This window comes from Arthrobacter sp. AOP36-C1-22, from assembly GCF_052377515.1.
Classification (GTDB): Bacteria; Actinomycetota; Actinomycetes; order Actinomycetales; family Micrococcaceae; genus Arthrobacter_H.
The window spans coordinates 23727-42662 of record NZ_JBQSWW010000014.1 but is presented as its reverse complement, the minus strand read 5'-3'; the positions used below and the strand labels follow the sequence as shown (position 1 = coordinate 42662).

The window sequence follows — 18936 nt, the reverse complement described above, 5'->3', positions numbered from 1 at the left end:
GAAAGTAGTACACCTTGTTCCTCGCCATCCGTGACATCAGTTTCGCCAAGGGCCGCTTCGCCCTGATGGGCGGCGTCGTCGCCCTGATCACCTTGCTGCTGGTCATGCTCTCGGGCCTGACCGCCGGCCTGGGAGACCAATCGACGTCGTCCATCGCCAAACTCGGATCCGTCCACGAAAGCGGCACGTCCGCCCCCGTGGACAGCATCGCCTTCGGCGCCCCCGGCACCTCGGAACCCAAGGCGTCCTTCACCGAAAGCGAAGTCACCGAAACCCAGGTCGACACCTGGAAGGGCGTGGACGGCGTGAAGAACGCCGAACCGCTGGGCATCAGCCAGACCCGGCTGCAGTCCGGCTCCGCCGACACCGCGGGAGGAACCACCAACGTCGCCGTCTTCGGCGTCGACCCCGGCGGCCAGCTGACCCCGGCCAGCGTGGAGGACGACACCGTGGTCCTGAGCCGGACCGCCGCCGAGGACCTCTCGGTGACCACCGGCGACCGGGTCACCCTGGGCGGGACCGAGCTCCGGGTCGCCTCCGTGGTCGAGGACCAGTGGTACTCCCACACCAGCGTCGTCTGGACCGCCCTGCCGACCTGGACCAAGATCGCCCATCTGTCCAACCCCGATCAGGTCGGCACCGTCACGGCGATCACCTACGACGACGGGGCCGCCGTTGACGAGGCGGCAGCGAACTCCGCCGCCGATACCGTGACCACCACCCGCACCGGCGCCTTCCAGGCCCTGGGTGCCTATCAGAGCGAGCACGGTTCGCTGCTGATGATGCAGGCCTTCCTGTACGGCATCTCCGCCCTGGTCATCGTCGCCTTCCTCACCGTCTGGACCGTCCAGCGGACCCGCGACATCGCGGTGCTCAAGGCGCTGGGCGGCTCCGGCAGGTACATCCTGCGCGATGCCATCACCCAGGCCGCCATCGTCCTGGTCGCCGGGGCCGCACTGGGCGGCGCGGTGGGGATAGCGGGCGGCTTCTTCGCCGCCCAGGCCGCCCCCTTCCTGGTGGACGCGACCACGACGTTGCTGCCCATTCTCGGGATCGTCGCCCTGGGGCTGGCCGGGTCGGCCCTGGCCGTCCGGCGGACCACCAAGGTCGATGCGCTGATCGCCCTGGGCGGCAACTAACGCCCCGGGCCGTCCCGGCACGGCCCTTTCGAACCACCCCACCGTCTTTGCCCGAAGGAAAACGTTCCATGACCCTCACCACCGAACAGCCCACCGCCACCTCCACCACGAACACCGGCTCCCTGAGCCTGGTCGATGTCACCCTCGAATACCCGGACGGCGAGGGCACCGTCAAGGCACTGGACGGCGTCGACCTCACCGTCCGCCCCGGCCAGATGGTCTCCCTCGTCGGCCCCTCGGGTTCGGGGAAGTCCAGCCTCCTGGCCACTGCCGCCACGCTGGTCCGTCCCACCGCCGGACGGGTCTTCGTCGACGGGGCCGAAGCGACCGGGCTCTCCGACCAGGACCTGACCACGCTGCGGCGCGAGAAGATCGGCATCGTCTTCCAGCAGCCGAACCTCTTGGCCTCCTTGACCGCCATCGAACAACTGGTCATCGTGGACCACCTGCGCGGCAAACCGGTGAAGGAGGCCCGCATCCGGGCCGCCGAACTGCTCGGGATCGTCGGTTTGGACGAAGCCGCCGGCAAGCGTCCGCACCAGCTCTCCGGGGGCCAGCGCCAGCGCGTGAACATCGCCCGGGCGCTCATGGGCGATCCGAAGGTGCTGCTGGTCGACGAACCCACCGCCGCACTGGACCACGACCGCAGCGACTCCATCGTGAGGCTGCTGCGCCAGGTCACCGATGAGTTCCAGGTCGCCACCGTCATGGTCACCCACGACACCGAATTCGTCCCGTTGACCGATGCCGTCGCCACCATGCGCGATGGCAAGCTCACCGCACCGGAGTCCACCGCGGTCTGAGCCGGGAAATGCGGCACTGCCCACGACCCGGATGTGATCGGGGTCGTGGGCAGTGCCGCGTCCGACGTGGCACGATGGGTCAGGCACAGCGACCGCCTTCGAAGGAGACCCATGGCCCGCGGCATTTATGTCAGTGCATCCACCCCCGCCAGCGGGAAGTCACTGGTCACCCTGGGTCTGGCGGACCTCTTGCACCGCCACGCCGACAGGATCGGCTTTTTCCGTCCCATCACCGACGGCCCCGATGTGGACACCGACCCCGTTGTCGCGTTGATCCGCGATCTCTTCGATCTGGACGAGTCCCATGTCGGCGTCGCGATGACCCGAGCACAGGCCCGCGAACTCATCGTCGCCGGGAATCTCGACGAAATCCATTCCCGGGCCCTGGATACCTACAGCCGGATCGCCCGCGATGTCGACGTCGTCATCGTGGAGGGGACCGACCTATCCGATCACGATGCCGCCTTGGAATTCGGGCTCAACGCCCAGCTGGCCAACCATCTGGGCTGCCATGTGGTGGGCGTGATCAACGCGGCGGAGCATACCGTCACCGAGGCCGTGGACGCCGTCGACCTGGCCCGCAAGGGTTTCTACGAGGAAAACGTCTCCCTCCTGTCGATGATCGTGAACCGGGCCGACCCGGAGCTGGCGGATCAGATCCGGGAGTCCGTGCGTCCGGGACTGCGGCACCGCAAGGTGTATGTGCTGCCCGAGATCGCGGAGATCATCCGGCCCACGGTCGGGGAAGTGAGTTCGGCGTTGGGCGCCCGGCTGGTCGCCGGTGCCCCGGAACTGGACCGCGACATCGACCATGTCCTGGTCGCGGCCATGAACGTGGGTTATCTGCTCGACCGCTACCGGGACGATTCGTTGGTGATCGCCCCGGCTGACCGTTCCGACGTCATGGCCACCGCCGTGGCGACCTCCAGGACCCCCGGTTTTCCCACCACCGCCGGGTTGTTGCTCACCGGCCCCCGGCCGATCGAGGACTCGGTCCTGCCGCTGTTGGCTGCCGCCCCCTTCCCGGTCTTCACCGTCGAGGAGGACACCTATTCCACGGCGCACCGGGTCTGGGAGGTCTCGGGGGCGTTGACCGCGGGGCAGCCGCGTAAGACGGCAGCCGCCCTGGGTGCCTGGTATCGGGACGTCGACGAGGACGAACTGCTGGCCCGGCTCTCGCTGCCGGCCCCGGAGACCATGACCCCGCTGCGGTTCCTGCACCAGCTGGTGGAACGGGCACGATCGGAGCGTAAGCGGATCGTCTTGCCCGAGGGCGAGGATCTGCGGATCCTGCGGGCGGCGGAGATCATCAGCCGTCGCGGGATCTGCGATCTAGTCATCCTGGGCAATACCCACGAGGTCCGCGAACTGGCTGCGTCCCATGGCATCGACCTGGACGGCATCCCCATCACCGATCCGGCCCGCAGCGATCTGTTGGAGGGGTTCGCCGCCGAATACGCCCGGTTGCGCGCCCACCGGGGTGTCACGGTTGAATCGGCCCGTGAGCGCCTGCTCGACCGCTCCTATTTCGCCACGATGATGGTCCATCTGGGCCACGTGGATGGCATGGTCTCCGGAGCCGCCCACACCACCGCCAACACGATCCGCCCCTCATTGGAGTTCATCAAGACCCGTCCCGGAGTGGATATCGTGTCTTCGGTCTTCTTGATGCTCATGGAGGACCGCGTTCTGGTCTACGGCGATTGTGCGGTCAACCCGGACCCGGATGCGGACCAGCTGGCCGATATAGCCCTGGCTTCGGCCCAGACGGCCCGGCAGTTCGGGGTCGACCCCCGCGTGGCGATGCTCTCCTACTCGACGGGCGCCTCGGGCACCGGAGGATCCGTCGACGAGGTCCGTACCGCCACCGATCTGGTGCGCCGGCGCGAACCCGGGCTGGCAGTAGATGGGCCCATCCAGTACGACGCCGCAGTGGACACCTCCATCGGTGCCTCCAAGTTGCCGGGGTCCTCGGTGGCCGGGCAGGCAACGGTGTTCATCTTCCCGAACCTGAACACCGGGAACAACACCTATAAGGCGGTCCAGCAATCGGCTGGCGCCGTCGCGGTCGGCCCGGTCCTGCAGGGACTGAATCAACCCGTCAACGACCTCTCCCGCGGCTGCACCGTGGACGACGTCGTCAATACGGTGGCCATCACCGCCATCCAGGCCCAGGAACACTAGGAGCCCCACCCATGCTCGTACTGGTCATCAACTCGGGATCATCCTCGCTGAAATACCAGGTCCGTGAAACCGGAACCGATGAGATCCTGCTCGCCGGTCTGGTCGAACGAATCGGTGGTCCGGAGGTTCCCGACCACGCCGCCGCCTTGGAAACCGTGCAGGAACACCTGCGCGGGGTTCTGGGTGAGCGCCAGATCGAGGCCGTCGGACACCGGGTGGTCCACGGTGGCGAGCGCTTCGCCGAGCCGGTGCTGATCACCCACGAGATCGTCCGCGCCATTGAGCGGTTGGCACCGTTGGCTCCCCTGCACAACCCCGCGGCCGCACTGGGCATCCGCGCCCTGTTGGAGAAGTGGCCCAAACTCCCCCAGGTGGCCGTCTTCGACACCGCCTTCCACCGCACCATGCCCGAATACGCCTGGCGCTATGCCGTGCCCGATGACCTCTATAAGCGTCATGGCGTCCGCCGCTACGGCTTCCACGGAACCAGCCACGACTACGTGGCCGGCAAAGCCGCCGAACTGCTGGGCATCGAACGCCAGCGCTTCCGTGCGGTCATCGCCCACCTGGGCAACGGCGCCTCGATCACCGCCATTCGCCAGGGCAAGAGCATCGACACCTCGATGGGCTACACCCCGCTCGAGGGACTGGTCATGGGCACCCGGTCCGGTGACCTCGATGCCTCGATCGTCACCCAGTTGGTCATCCGCGGCGAGTACACTGCCGAGCAGATGGACCACATCCTCAACCAGGACTCGGGCCTGAAGGGGCTCTCGGGCGAAAACGACATGCGTTCGGTCGTCGAGGCTGCCGCCCAGGGCGACGACGGCGCGGAGCTGGCTCTGGAGGTCGCCGCCTACCGGCTGCAGAAGTACATCGGCGGATACCACGTGGCCGTGGGCGGCGCGCAGGCCATCGTCTTCACCGCGGGCATCGGGGAGAACTCCTGGCTCTTCCGCCAACGCGTCGTTTCCGGCCTCGGTGCGCTGGGCGTCAAGCTCGACGAGATGGCCAACATCGAGCGCAGCAAGCAGCCGCGGGTCATCTCGGCCCCCGAGTCGGCCATCCCCGTACTGGTGGTCCCCACCGACGAGGAGTCCGAAATCGCCGCCCAGACCGCCGCCTTGGCCACCGCCCAGCACTAGCAACGCAACAGCGCGTGCCATCAGGGCGCGAATCAGGCAGGATGGCACCATGAAGCACGCCACCCAAGGAGGCGATCGTCATGCCGTCATGGCTGGAGCATCCGCGCTCACCTGACGAACCCGATGAACCGGATGAACCGGATGAACCAAGATACGGAGCCCGAACAGGGCAGCCGCCCGGGCCGGCCGAAGACCACTACGCCAATGGGTCCACCGAGTTCCACGGCGCCGGGCCCGTCCCTGACGGTTTCGGTTTCCGCACCGGCATGCGGAGTGCCCGCACGGTCTTGGGTTTCGCCTGGTTCGTGCTGGTGATGGCCACCCTCTTATTGCTGATGGGAGCCATCATCTTCATCGGCCAGTCCGCGTGGATCCCGTTGATCGTGTTATGCCTGCTGGAGCTGGGATTCATCGCCGTGTTCTTCGTGCTGGTGTCCCTCGCCCGACAACGCCGGGCGCAGCACGACTGAACGTTGCTGCTCCGTCGTCCTAGGGCATTCCAGCCAGCCGGAGCAATGCCGCGGCCACCGCCCCAACCATCACGACCAGCAGGAACGGGGCCCGCAGCAGCAGCGCGATCGCCGCTGCCAGCAGGGCGCCGATCCGGGCGTCGAGGACCAGCTCCTGACCGCTGGCAAAAGTGTTCACAGCGGTCAGTGAAGCCAACAGCCCGATGGTCAGCGTCCCGGCCACCCGGCCCATGCGCGGTTTGTCCAGGATCCTGGCTGGCACCAAATAACCGGAAAGCTTGGACAGGTAGGCCACCACGCAGGCGGCCAGGATCCACCACCACAGACTCATGCGCGGGCCTCCCGTCCCTGGTGTCCAACCCAACCCCACACCCCGGCAACGAGTGCAGCAATGAGGATCGGGATGCCCGGTGGAACGAACGGGATGGCCAGCACGGTGGCCGCCGCGCAGACCACGGCAATGGCCACGGGTTCACGCGAGGACAGCCGGGGCCATAACAAGGCCAGGAAGGCGGCGACCGCGGCCCCGTCCAACCCCCAGGCCTTCGGATCTCCCAGCGCGTCGCCGAGTAGGGCCCCGGCGATCGTGAACAGGTTCCAGAGGATGAAGGTCCCCAGCCCGGCGGTCCAAAACCCGCGGCGGACCTCTATCAGCTCCTCCTGGACGACGGCGGTGGCCGTGGATTCGTCGATGGTCACGTGGGCTGCGGCCGCCTTGCGCCATCCGGTGGGGCGGGCCATGGAGTTCATCTGCATCCCGTAGATGATGTTGCGGATCCCCAACAGGGTGGCGGCACCGAAGGCCGCCGAACCGGCACCTCCGCCGGCCACGACCCCGATGAACGCGAATTGTGAGCCGCCGGTGAACATCAGCGCGCTTAAGGCCACGGTCTGCCAGAAGCTCAGCCCGGAAGCCACGGCGAGCGCGCCGAAGGAGATGCCGTAGAGGCCCGTCGCCACGGCGATGGACAGGCCCGTCTTCACGGCCGGGGACTGGCTGAACTTCACCTCGGCAGTCTATCCACGCGCGGGGCCTCCCGAGTCAGGGTGCCGGCCGCAAAACGATCCGGGTGCCGCGGTTCTCCCCCGATTCCAGTCGCGCGTGGGCCCACCCGGCGTCGTCGAAGGACCCGAGGCTCACCTGCCGGGGCGTCCAGGCCCCGGTGGCCAGCAGCATGTTGACGGTTTCTGCGGCGTCGGCCAGTTCGCCGACAGTGGCGTTGCTGATCGCGAAACCGCGCAGGCTCGCGTCGCGCATGTAGAGCCGTCCCACGGGCAAGACAGCTTCCGTGGTGGGCCCGGCCAGGAGAACGATCCGTCCGCGGGGCGCAGCGAGTTTCACCGCCGCCGCCAGGTCGTTATGTCCTGCGGTGTCGATGTGCACGTCGATGCCTTCGGGGACGGCCTGGAGCAGTCGCGGCACCAGGTCGGGGTCGCGGTAGTCCAGCACCGTCTGGGCGCCGAGTCCGCGGCAATGGCCTGCATCGTCGGCCGAGGCGGAGGCCAGCACCCGGGCCCCGCGGGCCACCGCGAGCACGATGGCCGCCGAGCCGACCTGCCCGGCACCCCCGGCAATGTAGATACTCTCCCCGGGCTGGAGGTTCCCCTGCCGCTGAACAGCCAGGGCCGCCGTCGTGCAGGGATGCAGCGCAGCGGCGGCGGCGACCGGGTCCACGTCAGGGGGAAGTAGATAAGCCCGTTCGGCGTCGACGCCGACCCGTTCGGCGGTCGCTCCGGGCCGGCCTGCGAAACCGAGGCTGTTGGTCCAGGCCCGCTGCCCGACCTGCAGGCCGGTCACCGAGGCGCCCACGGCCTCGATGGTCCCCACCGCGTCCCGGCCGACCGCTACGGGAAAGTCCAGTTCCGTGGCGTAGACCCCGGAGCGGACGAAGGTGTCGACGTGGTTCACGGCGACGGCCTCCACGGCCAGGACCACCTGGTCGGCCCCACATTCCGGGGCCGGCAGCCGAAGCTGATGGATGCCCGCGGTATCGGTCAGCCGGTCGATGCCGACGGCCCGCACCCTTTCGGACCCGGTGTTCACGCCCGGGCCAGTGAATTCAAAACGTCGCGCGTGTGCTTCGGATCGTTGCTGGTCATTTCCTGGACACCCACGCCGGCGAGGAATTCGATGTCCTCCTCCCGGTCCACGGTCCACACGCGCAGCCGGGTTCCGTGATGGAGCCACGCCCTGACGGTGTCCTCGTGCCGGCGCACCCAGGCAACGCCCGGGCCCGCAACGCCGGCTGTTCCCGCCTCGATGGCCGGAACGCCTTCCTGCTCGGCCCCGTAGACGACGGACGCGACCTGGGCGCCGAGGTGGTCCCCGCGCTCTTCGAGGGCTGCGACCTTTCGGGGGTTCGCTCCGGTCACCAGTTGGCACAGGAAGTCCGGGGCAACCCGGGAGGAGAGGTGGCGGACCGATCCGGGATCGAAGCACATGAAGCTGAGAGTGACATCTCCGATCTTCGAGGTGGCCGCCTCCCAACCCAGCCGGGTCAGTTCCGCCAATACGGCGTCTTCGAGTCGGCGCCCGAATTCGCTGGGGTGCTTGATCTCGATGGCCAAGCCGATCGGACGTCCCGCGGAGGCGGCCAGCTCCACCAGTTCGCCCAAGGTCAGGAGTTGTTCCTGCAGTGTCCCGTAGTCGGCGGGAATCTCCCGGCCCTTCCAGGAGGCGAAGTCCAGCTCGCGCAGTTCCTGCAGTGTGAACGAGGAGATCCGCCCCGACGCGTTCGAGGTCCGGTCCACCGTCTGGTCGTGATGGCAGACGATCCGGCCGTCACGGGTGAGGTGGACGTCGCATTCGATCCCATCGGCCCCGTCGGCGAGCGCCTGTAGATAGGCGGCCCTGGTGTTTTCCGCGTAGGCGGCGCTGGACCCGCGATGTGCGTAGACATGGTGCATGTTCCATACGCTACGCGATGCCCCGGACTCGTTTCTGCGATCCGCTGGCGAGCCGGTGAACTATCGTGGAAGCGCGCCACCGAGACACCTCACCGATTGGACCACCATGCAGCTGATCTCCGACGTCGAACGGTCCGCAGCGTTGCGGCGCATGAAGACCATTGCCACGGGACTCTTGATCGGGATGGCGGTCCTGTTCGCCGTGTCCTTCGCCCTACAGGAGTCCCATGGGTGGCTCCAATACGTCAGGGCGGCGGCCGAGGGCGGGATGGTCGGTGCCCTGGCCGACTGGTTCGCCGTCACAGCGCTCTTCCGCCACCCACTGGGTCTGCCGATCCCGCATACGGCCATCATCCCGCGCAAGAAGGACCAGATCGGTGAGAGCCTGGGCGGCTTCATCGAGGAGAACTTCCTCTCCGATGAGGTCGTGGGCAGCAAACTCGCTTCGCTGTCCTTCGCCGCGCCCGCCGGGGCCTGGCTCACCGAGGCCAAGAATGCCCAACGCGTCGCCGTGGAAGGGGCGACGGCGATCCGTGCCCTGCTTTCGGTGGTGAACGACGAGGACGTCTTGGCCTTGGCCGAGTCCCTGGCCCGCAAGCACATGTTGGCACCGGAATGGTCCCCGACCCTGGGCCGCATGCTCGAACTGGTCCTGCGCGACGGACACCAGCGCCCCTTCGTGGACCTGCTGGCAGAACGGGTTGCCGACTGGGTGGCGGTGAACCGTCAGACAGTGGTCACACTCGTCGCCGAGCGCTCCCCCACCTGGCTGCCGTCGATGATGGATACCTTCGTGGGTGAACGGCTACACCGCGAGTTGGCGGCTTTCACCGACGCCGTCCGGACCGACCCCGACCATCGGCTGCGCCGCAACATCGACGACTGGCTGGCCGAATTCGCCCGCGATATGCAGCACAGCCCGGACACGATCGCCAAGGTGGAAGGGCTCAAGCACAGCATTCTGGATGATCCGCAACTGCACGAGGCGGTGGCCACCGGTTGGGAATCCATCAAGGCGGCGCTGCTCGATGCCCTGGAGAACCCGGAATCCGAACTGCGGACCGGGTTCGTGCGGGCGGTCATGGACCTGGGGTCACGGTTGCGCACCGATACCGTGCTGGCGGAAAAGATCGACCGGTGGATCACCACCGCTGCCGGCTACCTGATCCACACCTACCGTGAGCAGATCTCGGCGCTGATCGGTGACACCGTGGCCCGGTGGGACGGACCCGAGACGAGCCGGAAAATCGAGTTGCAGGTGGGCCGGGACCTGCAGTTCATCAGGATCAACGGCACCGTCGTCGGCTCCCTGGCGGGCCTGGCGATCTTCATTGCCGCCAACACGCTGTTGGGCTGAGGCCGTCTAGGGGGTGCCGGAGGTGCGGCGGAGCCGCTCCTGTTCGATCGCGCGTTCGACGGCGGTCCGGGCAGCTTCCAAGTCCTCACCGTCCGCGACGCGGCTCGGCGCCACCACCTGGCTGATGACTTTTCGTGGTTCCAGTTCCCCGGGAATGGTGGTGGGGACTGGCCCGAAGGCCAGGGACGCTGATTCGACGACCTTGCGGCCCAGGAACCGGTTTCCGGCCCCGCCGACGGCGGCACCGAGCCCGAAGGGGATGGCCCGGCCGATGATCGAGGCACCCTGGGTGGCCAGGATCTTGCGCAGGAAGCGTTTCTGCACCTGGGCGCCGATGGCGCCCCAGGCCCCCGACGATTTTCCGTTGCTGAAGACCGACCCCCAACCCTTCACCGGGCCGACACCACGCCCTGCCGCCTGGTGGGTCAGGGCGGCGATCATCGCGCTGCCTTCGTCACCCATCAGGATTGCCATCACCATCACCCGGGCCTTTTCCGGGTCTTCTGTGGTGATGCCGTGCAATTCGGCCAATGACTGGGCGTAGAGGGCGCTGGCTTCCAGAAAGCCGACCGTAGCGGCGGCCGAGAGGCCCAGCGATGCCGCCGTCCCGATCCCGGGAACCACCGCCGATGCCCCGACGGCCGCGCCACCGCCAGTGACCGCAACCAGGTAGTCGCGTCGGAGCAGGCGGGCCATTTCCGGGCCGTCCGCCCGGGGGTGCTTACGCTGCAATCGGCGCAGGTAGGCCACCACCAGGGGACGTTGGACGCCGATGGCCCGGATGATCGCCCCCTGGATACCGGCTACGGGTTTTCCGTCCGGGCCCAGGACCGCTGCGGTAATTTTTTCCTTCATCCCCCGATTTTAGGCGCCATAGCCCGTCCGTGCCGGAACATCAGAGCGAAACCGACGCGCGGGGAGCCTGCTGCGCGGAAAGAACTGCCTTGCGCAGCGCCAGGAAAAGTAGAACGACACCCGCGGTGAGGAGCATGTGGCCGAGTCCGGCGATCCCACTCAGCGCCGGGGAGGAAACATCTGAACCCTTCACGGCCAGGGTGCCCTTGACGAGCATCAGGCCTCCGGTGATCGCGACGCCGACGGTCCAGATCCAAAAGAACCAGCTAAAGAGCTTCGGTGCTGCCGCGGAAACGTGCAGGACCCGCTCCAGGACCATCACGATCAGCAAGACAATGAACCCCAGGACCAGGAAGTGGGTGTGAACCAGGGGTAGTTGCGTGGCGGAGCGGTCCGTGAAGTCGTTGGCCTTCGTCAGCTCCCGATAGAACAGTCCGGAAAAGACGCCAACGATCGCGAAGGTGAAGGAGGTGTAGAGAAGGCGGAGCACTTCGGTGACCTTTCGTTGATGGTTCAGGCTGATTGCCTACCGTCAACTATTCCCACCAGCTGCCGATCAGTGATCAACCGATCGGTGGATTTCGTCCCTAGTCCGCGCCGGGGAGGTCAATATCGACCCACACCAGACGGTGATTCCCGCTGGGACCCGGGTCGCCGTAGACCAGGGCCCGTCCCGACTGCCTGGCTGAGGGCCAGAACACGCCGGCCCCTGCGATGTCCACCGTCGTCGAGGCCAAGGCATAGTCGGTGCGCAAGGCGCCGGCAGCATCGTCAATCGACGTCCGCGCCTTCGGGGCCGAGGCTTCCCCTGCTTCAGAGGTAGCGGACTCGTCGGTGCCGATTTCCGCGGCGCCTTCCGACGTCGGACGCGGATCGCTCACCGATGGATTGCTCAACAACTGGTTCACGGACCCGCGGGCGGCATCGTCTTGGCCCGGGTCCACGCCGAGATCGCCGAGGACCACGAAGCGCGCATTCTTGGGCAGGCCGCCGCTCTGCCCCTGATCATCGGTGATGTATTGAGCATCTTCGCCGCCGGAGACGTAGTCGGCGACCAACCGGATCTCGTCCGTGTTGCGCAGATGTTGCTGGTTGCCCTCCTCGTCGACGGGGGCACTGGGATCTGCGGCCACGACGTGCACGGTATGTCCCTTGACCTTCACGGGAACATCCCACGTGGTGGAGCTGTTCAGCCGCAGGATGCTTCGGACCAGCGGTGAATACTCCCCGGTGGGTAGTCCGTTGTCAGGCATCGATGACCACAGCAGGTTCTGGAAGGTCCGGATCCCGTCGCGCTGGATCGGGTGTTTGGAATACAGGACCATGCCGTGTTGTCCGGGGAACTCGCCGTAGCCGAATCCGTCGGTCGCATCCCCGACGGTTCCATTGCCGTCGAGATCGGCACCGGTGGGGATCCCGTGGTTCGTCGGTGCCACGTACATGTACGGGTAGTCGGTGGCATGCCGTTCGTTCTGGTCCTGCTGCAGGTAATTGGTGCGGAAACCCTCGGCGGCCTCTTGGTCTTCGTCGTAGTCGAAGTCGCTGAGCAGGACGACATCGGGGTTGGTCCGCTGGATGACTTCCGCGACGGCCGAGGCTGCCTCGTCGCCGGGCTGGGACAGGTCCTGGGCCAACCCGCCGGCGTACCCGCGGCTGAGTGAGGAGTTGAACGCGGCGGCTCGCAGTGCGCCGTCGTGTGTGGGGGCCGCCAAGTCTCCCGCGGGCTTCAACTGGGCTTGGAAGCGCTGATAGTCGGGGGTCAGGAAGTCCGGGGCATCCGCTCCGTCGGCGAGCGCAGGCACCATGGAGGCAGCCGTCAGGCCGACGGCTAGCAGACCGGCCCCCAGGGCCCTCTTGATGACACGCACCCCACCAGCGTAGGACGTCCGGCCCCCGGCAGGAACTGCTTTGTGGCTTTCTGGGCACGATCCGCCCCCGGAGATCCGACGCGGGCCCGTACCGGCGAATCGGCCCCACGCCCGATCTTCAGCGAGATACCGGCGATCTGGCTACCAGTCGGTAGCCCACGCTGGACGAAACAGGAGGCCTGGGCATCGTTGCCGTATTGAAATCTTCGCTCGATGGACCAATTCGGTTCACCCCGGGGACACCCCGAAACGGATCTCGCCCCGCCCCGCTGATGCGGGACGGGGCGAGATGCGGGTGGACCTCCGTAGCAGCTTCTCAAACCCCCGGAAGCCGCTCGGATCTCTGATATCCCGTGTTCTACGGGGATCGCGGACTCGTCGCCCACGTAACCGGGCCGCTCGGATCACCGATCAGCGAGGACCAGTACGAGAAAATTCGCGTCAGTCTCAAACCCGTTTGAGTGTCTCCAATCGGGCTGAACTGCTGGCCGGGTACACCGCTGGCGTGCCTGTCCGGGAGTTGGCGACACGGTTCAAGCTGCACCGCGGCACGGTGCGTGAGATAGCCAGGCTGGCGGGACTGGCCGCACGCCAACCGGAGTTGCCCGACGCGATTCGCCATGACGCCGCTCAGCTTTATCCCTGATCCACCGATAAATGAGCCGGTGTTGATGGCTAAATAAAGTGGAAGTGCCCCTTCTGACGTGGGAAAATAGTGATGTCTAAAGTCCTATCAAACCCACAAGGAAGGAGCACCTCGCAGGTGCTATTCAATCACACTCCCACCGGCCTGTCCCACGCCTTCGACGACGAACGCCTCATCGCCGATACCGGGCTGATCCCGTTGGTCAGACTCGCCCAAGACACAGGCCTGCCAACAGCCGTGGCCGACCGCGTTCGTATCCCCACCGACAAGGGCGCCAACCCGGGCGGGAAAGTCATGTCCCTGATCGCCGGGATGCTCGCCGGGGCCGACAGCATCGACGACATGAATCGCAACCGTACCGGTGGGATGAAACACCTCGCCACCAGCGTCTACGCCCCGTCAACGTTGGGCCAGTTCTTACGTAAGTTCACATTCGGTCACGTCCGCGCCCTCCAAACCGCCTGCGACCAGTCCCTGCAACGCCTGGCTTCACGGGCCGATTTCTTCCCGACCCGCCTCGACTCGTCGAATCCGGCCGACCGGATGGTGTTTGTCGATATCGACGACACCGTCATCGCCGTCCACTCCGCCCGCAAACAAGGCTCCGGACACGGCTATACCGGTGTGCGCGGGCTCAACGGTCTCCTCGCCGTTGCCTCGACGACGTCGTCACAACCAGTCATCATCGGCAACCGGTTGCGTAAAGGAGCCGTGCACTCGGCCCGCGGTGCCAAGAAGTTCACCCAAGACGCACTCTCGACGGTAGGCCGCCTGCCCGGGGTGGCCGGTAAGCGTGTCGTGTTGGCTGCCGACTCGGCGTACTACACCTCCGACGTCGCCGCCGCGGCGAAGTCGGCCGGTGCCAACGTTTCGGTCACGGCTCGCATGAACCCCTCCATTAGCAAAGCCATCACCAGCATCGACGAGACAACGTGGACGGGCATCCAGTACCCGCAGGCGATCTGGGACGAAGACAACCAGGAATGGATCTCCGAAGCCGAAGTCGCCGAAACCGTGTATACCGCGTTCACGACCACGAAGAACCCGGTGACCGGGCGTCTGGTAGTGCGCCGGATCCCGGAGAAGAACCAGAAGAAACTCGCCAAAGCCGGACAAGAGGGCCTGTTCACCGTGTGGCGCTACCACGCCGTGTTCACAACGATTCCAGCCGATGTTCTCGACACGGTCCAAGCCGATAAAGCCCACCGACGCCATGCCGTGATCGAGCAAGTCAACGCCGAGCTCAAGGCAGGACCGATCGCGCATATGCCCGCCGGAGCATTTAACGCCAATGCTGCCTGGCTCGCTCTGGCCTGCATGGCCCACAACCTCGCCCGCACGGGCGCGCTCTTGGCAGGGGGCAGGCTATCGAAGTCAAGGGCCCCAACACTGCGGGCCAAGCTCATCAGCATCCCGGCCCGCATCGCCTGCCACGCGCGAAAGATCGTTCTTCACCTGCCAGCCCACTGGCCCAAGGCGGCCGAGTTCGGTCGGCTCTGGAACACCGTGTTCAGCCCACCGGTCCCGGTGGCGACCTGACCATCTCGCCCAGGCCCGGGCTCGTCGGCCAGAAGAAGTTGTAGGAGGCTTCTGGCAACACCGAATTGTGGACACACCGGATGCGACGCCGGGCCCGTTGTCATGCCCTTATGCACGAACCGTGACCATCCACGCCTCTTTTCGAATCACGGCCTTATGCAACAGCCGATCGGTGGATCAAGGTTTATGCCGACGGCTTGACGCTCGCGCAGGTAGCCGCGCGTCTCGGCGTCAGTAATGAGGCTGTCCGGTCCGCGGTGGTTGCGTGCGGTGGGGCGATCCGCCCCGGCGGCCGTCGCCTCCGTGTTCCCAGTCTTTAGGCAGCAGCGCGCCTTGGAACTGCAATCGCATACAGCGGCGGCATCGAGTCGACTGTCGCCAGCCGTGCGAGTGTCGCTGGGCGTATCGAACGCCGTGAAGGCACCGACTCTGTCAGTGCTCCGTCGTAGAGTTGGGCCATGATCGCTGAGCGTTCGAACCGGAGGTGCTTCGACGAGCGAGACTAACAAGGCGTGAAACAAAGGAGAGACCGATGCAGCAGTCCCACTTATCAGGGAGCTTGCTTCAAGTGGACTCTTTGGAAAGGCGAGGAAAGCGCCCGATCAGCTACTACGTCTTTACTGGCATCGACGCACTGGAACCGGCGCGCGCTGGGTGTCCACCTTTGAAAGGACACGGTGACGCGGAGTGATCGTCGTTGATGGGCGCACTGACCGAGAGAAGCTGGCGGAGCTGCTCCAACTGCCGGAGCAGACGCACTTGGAGTTCAAGGCCGTCCTGGACCTGACGAACAATCGGGACCAGTTGAACTTCGTCAAAGATGCGATCTCTATGACGAACAGGCCACCCGGTGGCTACATCCTTGTCGGCGTCAACGACGACGGAACCCTGGCTCTTCCTACCGGCACGATCACCGATCGCGCACTCTTCGACGGTGCCCGGCTTGGTGATTTGATCAGGAAGTACATCGAAGGCGAGGTCCATGTGATCTCGCAGGTTCACGAAGTCGATGGGCATGAGGTCGTTCTGATCTACTTTCCGCACCACCGTGACGGGCTTCCGGTGCCTATGAGCAAGCTGGGCCAGTTCGCTGGTCAGAACGGCAAACCGGTGGTGGTGTTCCGTGAGGGAGATGTTCTGGTTCGTGAAGGTGCCAAGAACTCTCCGCTTCGCCACGCGCACTGGAACGATCTGCTCAGCCGTCGCGATCAACGACTGCACGAGGAGACCCGTGCACAGGTCGACTCGCTGATTGCTGACCTGGCCGCCGCCCTGCGGGCGGGCGGCGGTGCTGGCCCCGCCCTTGTTCCGCTGACGGTTCAGATGGCAGACGAGGCCTTCCGCGAGGGTGTGGTGTCCCACCTTGAAGCCGACAGCGACATTCGCCTGCGACAGTTCCTCGGACAGGCGGCCGCGCTGGTGAGCAATCCTGATGAGCGCGGAGCCGCACTCGACAAGGTCACGATCCTCGCGGCTCACGCAATGTATTTCGAACGCGACGCCGTTGCTCAGAAGGCCATCGACAGTCTCTTCGATGCGTACGTCAAGCTCGGCCATGGCGACGCGGCCGCGCGACTCGACATCATCACGCGCGTCTACGTACTCGGCAGCCTCGCCGTCCGCCTCCGGCAATGGGCTGTCGTTCATGACCTCGCGCTTCGCCCGTACCCGCCCAGCGGTGACGTGTACGTCTACTCCTCCTGGATCAGACACGGGCAGGTCGACGCAAGCCGAACTGACCTCTTTCCGCCAGGTAAGGGCGGATTGATGATCTCGGCCGCACGCAACCTCATGAGCGAGCAATCAGCCATGCGCCCCGATGTCCCCGACAGCGCGGTACCCGATCCCAGCGACCTCGCTCACGACGATGTGCTCCTCAACTCCCTATGTCAGTTCGACATCTTCTACTGCCTCATCGTGGCCGCCGAGGGGCAGCATCACGGAAGCGGGTATCCGGCCGCATCGGCGATGAACCAAGACAGAGCTGATCCAGCGTTCGAGGTCGTCGCCAGCGACGCAGACGCGCGCGAAGCGATGTTCCCCACCTCCGATGAGCGCAAGATCGCAGAAGCGATGGCACAGGTGTTCACCAGTGCAGAGCGCGAGTCGTTCGGCTTCGGCGGGCACTGGTGGTCCCTGCCCCAGGGTGCGCAGCGGTTCGTCAGCAACCATCTGAAAGAAGGCACATGAGCAATCCCCTGTCACCGCTGGCGATGCTCGCGACGTCGATGCAGGCACAACCCGGCGTGTACGCCCTGCTCGTGGGCTCCGGTGTGTCCACGGGCGCCGGCGTGCCCACCGGATGGGGTGTCGTCACCGAGCTTGTGCGCCGGGTCGCAGCCGTAGAGGACCCAACTTCGATAGAAGGCGCCGCCAGTAACCCCGAGAAGTGGTGGCACGATCACCACAGCGAGCCCCTCGGTTACTCATCGCTTCTTGAAGCGCTCGCACCCACGCCCGCGGCTCGGCAGGGTCTCCTGGCAGGCTTCTTCGAGCCGTCCGATGAGGAACGAGAGCAAGGGATCAAGACGCCGAGCAGAGGACACCTCGCGATTGCCGAGCTGGTAAAGCGGGGATCAGTCAGGGTCATCGTCACCACGAACTTCGACCGGCTGATGGAGCAGGCGCTCGACGCGGTCGGGATCGCTCCGCAAGTGATCGCGCGGCCGGAGGCGGTCAACGGCATGAAGCCGCTCGCACACGCTCCGGCAACAGTGATCAAGGTCCACGGGGACTATCTCGATCTCGGTTCCCGGAACACTCCGAGCGAACTGGACCAGTACCCGGATGAATGGGTGACGCTGCTCGCTCGGGTCTTCGACGAGTACGGCCTCATTATCTCTGGCTGGTCAGCGGAGTGGGACACCGCGCTGGTCAGGCTAATTGAGTCCATACCTAGCCGTCGGTATCCGTTGTACTGGGACGCGCGAAGCGGCAGGGGCGTCAACGCTGAGAAGCTGCTCGCAGCACGCTCGGGTCAGATCGTCCCGGCTGCGGGAGCTGACGAGATGTTCAGCGAACTGTCGTCCGCATTGGAAGCGCTGGACCGTCTTGCCGAGCCGCCACTGACAACCGCGATGGCGGTGGCTCGGTTGAAGCGCTATTTGCCCGATCCTATTCGTCGCATCGACCTGCACGACCTGGTGATGGAAGCAACAGACAAGGTCGTCGAGGCTGTGAGGGATCAGCCGCTCTCCATCGATGGACTCGACGGAGCATCCCTCCAAGAAGTGCTGACGACGCATCGGGAGAGGACCCGGCAGTTGTGCGCTCTCCTCGTGACTGGTGTGTGGCACGACCCGGACGGCGACCATGACCGGCTTTGGATGGACGTCCTTGAACGCCTGCTCGATGCCGGTACGACCTCCCGCATGGGTGTCCCCGTCCAACAAGCGCTCGAACAGGCGCGGTTGTACTCCGCACTGCTCGTTCAGACTGCCGTCGGTGTCGCTGCGACGCGACGCGGACGGGACGCTTTGCTCATCAAGCTCGCCATCGAGGTGATGGGCACCGTCGAGGCCGGCATGAAGATTCGGCTCCCTGCCTGCCAGGTCATCCATCCCTACCGCGTCCTCGACAAGGACTCGGTGAATGCTCTGCCCAGGTGGAACGCCGGAAACTGGACCTATCCGCTGAGCCACCTACTCAAAGCCGATGCTCGCGCAACCTTCGCGGACCTGATCCCCGAAGACTCCGACTACGTGGACATCTTCCACGGCTATGAGTACCGGATGAGCCTCCTGCACGAAATTACGAATGCCACCTACTCAGGGGGCTACCGCGCGATGAGTGGTGAGTACGTGGGCGAGCGGGCCTGGTCCTGGGATGACCGGAATCAGCCGCTCGCGGAGGTCGCTTTCCGCAGCACCGGAGAGCGCGCCACAGACTGGCCGTGGGTGCGTCTTCTCGGAGGAGAAGACGCCTACGATCAAGCACTGATCGATCATCGCGTCGTGCTAGAGACCTTCAAGTTTCACAACATGCGCTGAGCGGGCCGATCGACTCTGCGCTGTAATCTCCAAG

The 18936-nt window shown here is 65.8% G+C and carries 17 protein-coding genes; 10 read left to right on the top strand and 7 right to left on the bottom strand.

The genetic code is table 11. The features are described 5' to 3' along the window. Positions 1-14 precede the first annotated feature (14 nt). The 5 genes from ACT3S6_RS09455 (at position 15) to ACT3S6_RS09435 (ending at position 5741) form a co-directional block, all read left to right on the top strand. On the top strand, positions 15-1139 hold the full coding sequence (locus tag ACT3S6_RS09455; protein WP_444554721.1) for an ABC transporter permease: 1125 nt from the start codon (positions 15-17) through the stop codon (positions 1137-1139). Between the two features lie 68 nt (positions 1140-1207). Beyond that, complete coding sequence (locus ACT3S6_RS09450; RefSeq protein ID WP_444554720.1) at positions 1208-1942, top strand: ABC transporter ATP-binding protein; 735 nt, start codon at positions 1208-1210, stop codon at positions 1940-1942. Positions 1943-2053: 111 nt separating this feature from the next. Beyond that, on the top strand, positions 2054-4126 hold the full coding sequence (gene pta / locus ACT3S6_RS09445) for a phosphate acetyltransferase (protein ID WP_441380466.1): 2073 nt from the start codon (positions 2054-2056) through the stop codon (positions 4124-4126). Between the two features lie 11 nt (positions 4127-4137). Further along, complete coding sequence (locus ACT3S6_RS09440; protein ID WP_443346314.1) at positions 4138-5271, top strand: acetate/propionate family kinase; 1134 nt, start codon at positions 4138-4140, stop codon at positions 5269-5271. A gap of 80 nt (positions 5272-5351) precedes the next feature. Continuing rightward, a complete protein-coding gene (locus ACT3S6_RS09435; protein WP_443346312.1) occupies positions 5352-5741 on the top strand; it encodes a hypothetical protein in 390 nt (129 codons plus the stop codon). Between the two features lie 19 nt (positions 5742-5760). Here the strand turns inward: ACT3S6_RS09435 and ACT3S6_RS09430 are convergent, their stop codons facing one another. From ACT3S6_RS09430 to ACT3S6_RS09415, 4 genes are read right to left on the bottom strand one after another with little or no spacing between them, the layout of a single operon-like run. Further along, positions 5761-6072, bottom strand: coding sequence for an AzlD domain-containing protein (locus ACT3S6_RS09430; protein WP_086997573.1), 312 nt, complete (start codon positions 6070-6072; stop codon positions 5761-5763). Further along, the gene (locus ACT3S6_RS09425; RefSeq protein WP_086997576.1) at positions 6069-6749 is read right to left on the bottom strand and encodes an AzlC family ABC transporter permease; all 681 of its coding nucleotides are present in this window, start codon (positions 6747-6749) and stop codon (positions 6069-6071) included. Before ACT3S6_RS09425 ends, ACT3S6_RS09430 begins: the two co-directional genes overlap by 4 nt. A 34-nt stretch (positions 6750-6783) precedes the next feature. After that, the gene (locus ACT3S6_RS09420) at positions 6784-7785 is read right to left on the bottom strand and encodes an NADPH:quinone reductase (protein ID WP_443346310.1); all 1002 of its coding nucleotides are present in this window, start codon (positions 7783-7785) and stop codon (positions 6784-6786) included. Next, the gene (locus ACT3S6_RS09415) at positions 7782-8648 is read right to left on the bottom strand and encodes a glycerophosphodiester phosphodiesterase (RefSeq protein ID WP_086997578.1); all 867 of its coding nucleotides are present in this window, start codon (positions 8646-8648) and stop codon (positions 7782-7784) included. Before ACT3S6_RS09415 ends, ACT3S6_RS09420 begins: the two co-directional genes overlap by 4 nt. On the opposite strand from ACT3S6_RS09415, the gene ACT3S6_RS09410 reads away from it, so the two are divergent. Next, the gene (locus tag ACT3S6_RS09410) at positions 8647-10005 is read left to right on the top strand and encodes a DUF445 domain-containing protein (RefSeq protein ID WP_443411960.1); all 1359 of its coding nucleotides are present in this window, start codon (positions 8647-8649) and stop codon (positions 10003-10005) included. The two genes, ACT3S6_RS09415 and ACT3S6_RS09410, sit on opposite strands and share 2 nt — an antisense overlap. A gap of 6 nt (positions 10006-10011) precedes the next feature. On the opposite strand, the gene ACT3S6_RS09405 is transcribed toward ACT3S6_RS09410, so the two are convergent. From ACT3S6_RS09405 to ACT3S6_RS09395, 3 genes are all read right to left on the bottom strand, one after another. Then, a complete protein-coding gene (locus ACT3S6_RS09405; RefSeq protein ID WP_443411959.1) occupies positions 10012-10860 on the bottom strand; it encodes a hypothetical protein in 849 nt (282 codons plus the stop codon). Between the two features lie 40 nt (positions 10861-10900). Continuing rightward, positions 10901-11350, bottom strand: coding sequence for a DUF2871 domain-containing protein (locus tag ACT3S6_RS09400; protein ID WP_441380718.1), 450 nt, complete (start codon positions 11348-11350; stop codon positions 10901-10903). Between the two features lie 97 nt (positions 11351-11447). Then, entirely contained in the window at positions 11448-12728 is a 1281-nt protein-coding gene (locus tag ACT3S6_RS09395) for an endonuclease/exonuclease/phosphatase family protein (RefSeq protein WP_441380719.1), read from the bottom strand. Positions 12729-13491: 763 nt separating this feature from the next. On the opposite strand from ACT3S6_RS09395, the gene ACT3S6_RS09390 reads away from it, so the two are divergent. From ACT3S6_RS09390 to ACT3S6_RS09375, 4 genes are all read left to right on the top strand, one after another. Next, entirely contained in the window at positions 13492-14913 is a 1422-nt protein-coding gene (locus ACT3S6_RS09390) for an IS1380 family transposase (protein ID WP_444554719.1), read from the top strand. Between the two features lie 176 nt (positions 14914-15089). Continuing rightward, a complete protein-coding gene (locus tag ACT3S6_RS09385) occupies positions 15090-15233 on the top strand; it encodes a sigma factor-like helix-turn-helix DNA-binding protein (RefSeq protein WP_444554760.1) in 144 nt (47 codons plus the stop codon). A 367-nt stretch (positions 15234-15600) separates the two neighbouring features. Further along, complete coding sequence (locus ACT3S6_RS09380; RefSeq protein WP_444554718.1) at positions 15601-17103, top strand: AlbA family DNA-binding domain-containing protein; 1503 nt, start codon at positions 15601-15603, stop codon at positions 17101-17103. Then, positions 17100-18902, top strand: coding sequence for an SIR2 family protein (locus tag ACT3S6_RS09375; RefSeq protein ID WP_444554717.1), 1803 nt, complete (start codon positions 17100-17102; stop codon positions 18900-18902). The genes ACT3S6_RS09380 and ACT3S6_RS09375 overlap by 4 nt, the downstream gene beginning before the upstream one ends. The last annotated feature ends 34 nt before the right edge of the window (positions 18903-18936 follow it).

Excerpts from the sequence above, each read along its gene's own strand:
- ACT3S6_RS09450 (WP_444554720.1), top strand. The coding sequence starts at position 1,208 with ATGACCCTCACCACCGAACAGCCCACCGCCACCTCCACCACGAACACC.
- pta (WP_441380466.1), top strand. The coding sequence starts at position 2,054 with ATGGCCCGCGGCATTTATGTCAGTGCATCCACCCCCGCCAGCGGGAAG.
- ACT3S6_RS09440 (WP_443346314.1), top strand. The coding sequence starts at position 4,138 with ATGCTCGTACTGGTCATCAACTCGGGATCATCCTCGCTGAAATACCAG.
- ACT3S6_RS09435 (WP_443346312.1), top strand. The coding sequence starts at position 5,352 with ATGCCGTCATGGCTGGAGCATCCGCGCTCACCTGACGAACCCGATGAA.
- ACT3S6_RS09430 (WP_086997573.1), bottom strand. The coding sequence starts at position 6,072 with ATGAGTCTGTGGTGGTGGATCCTGGCCGCCTGCGTGGTGGCCTACCTG.
- ACT3S6_RS09410 (WP_443411960.1), top strand. The coding sequence starts at position 8,647 with ATGTTCCATACGCTACGCGATGCCCCGGACTCGTTTCTGCGATCCGCT.
- ACT3S6_RS09415 (WP_086997578.1), bottom strand. The coding sequence starts at position 8,648 with ATGCACCATGTCTACGCACATCGCGGGTCCAGCGCCGCCTACGCGGAA.
- ACT3S6_RS09405 (WP_443411959.1), bottom strand. The coding sequence starts at position 10,860 with ATGAAGGAAAAAATTACCGCAGCGGTCCTGGGCCCGGACGGAAAACCC.
- ACT3S6_RS09375 (WP_444554717.1), top strand. The coding sequence starts at position 17,100 with ATGAGCAATCCCCTGTCACCGCTGGCGATGCTCGCGACGTCGATGCAG.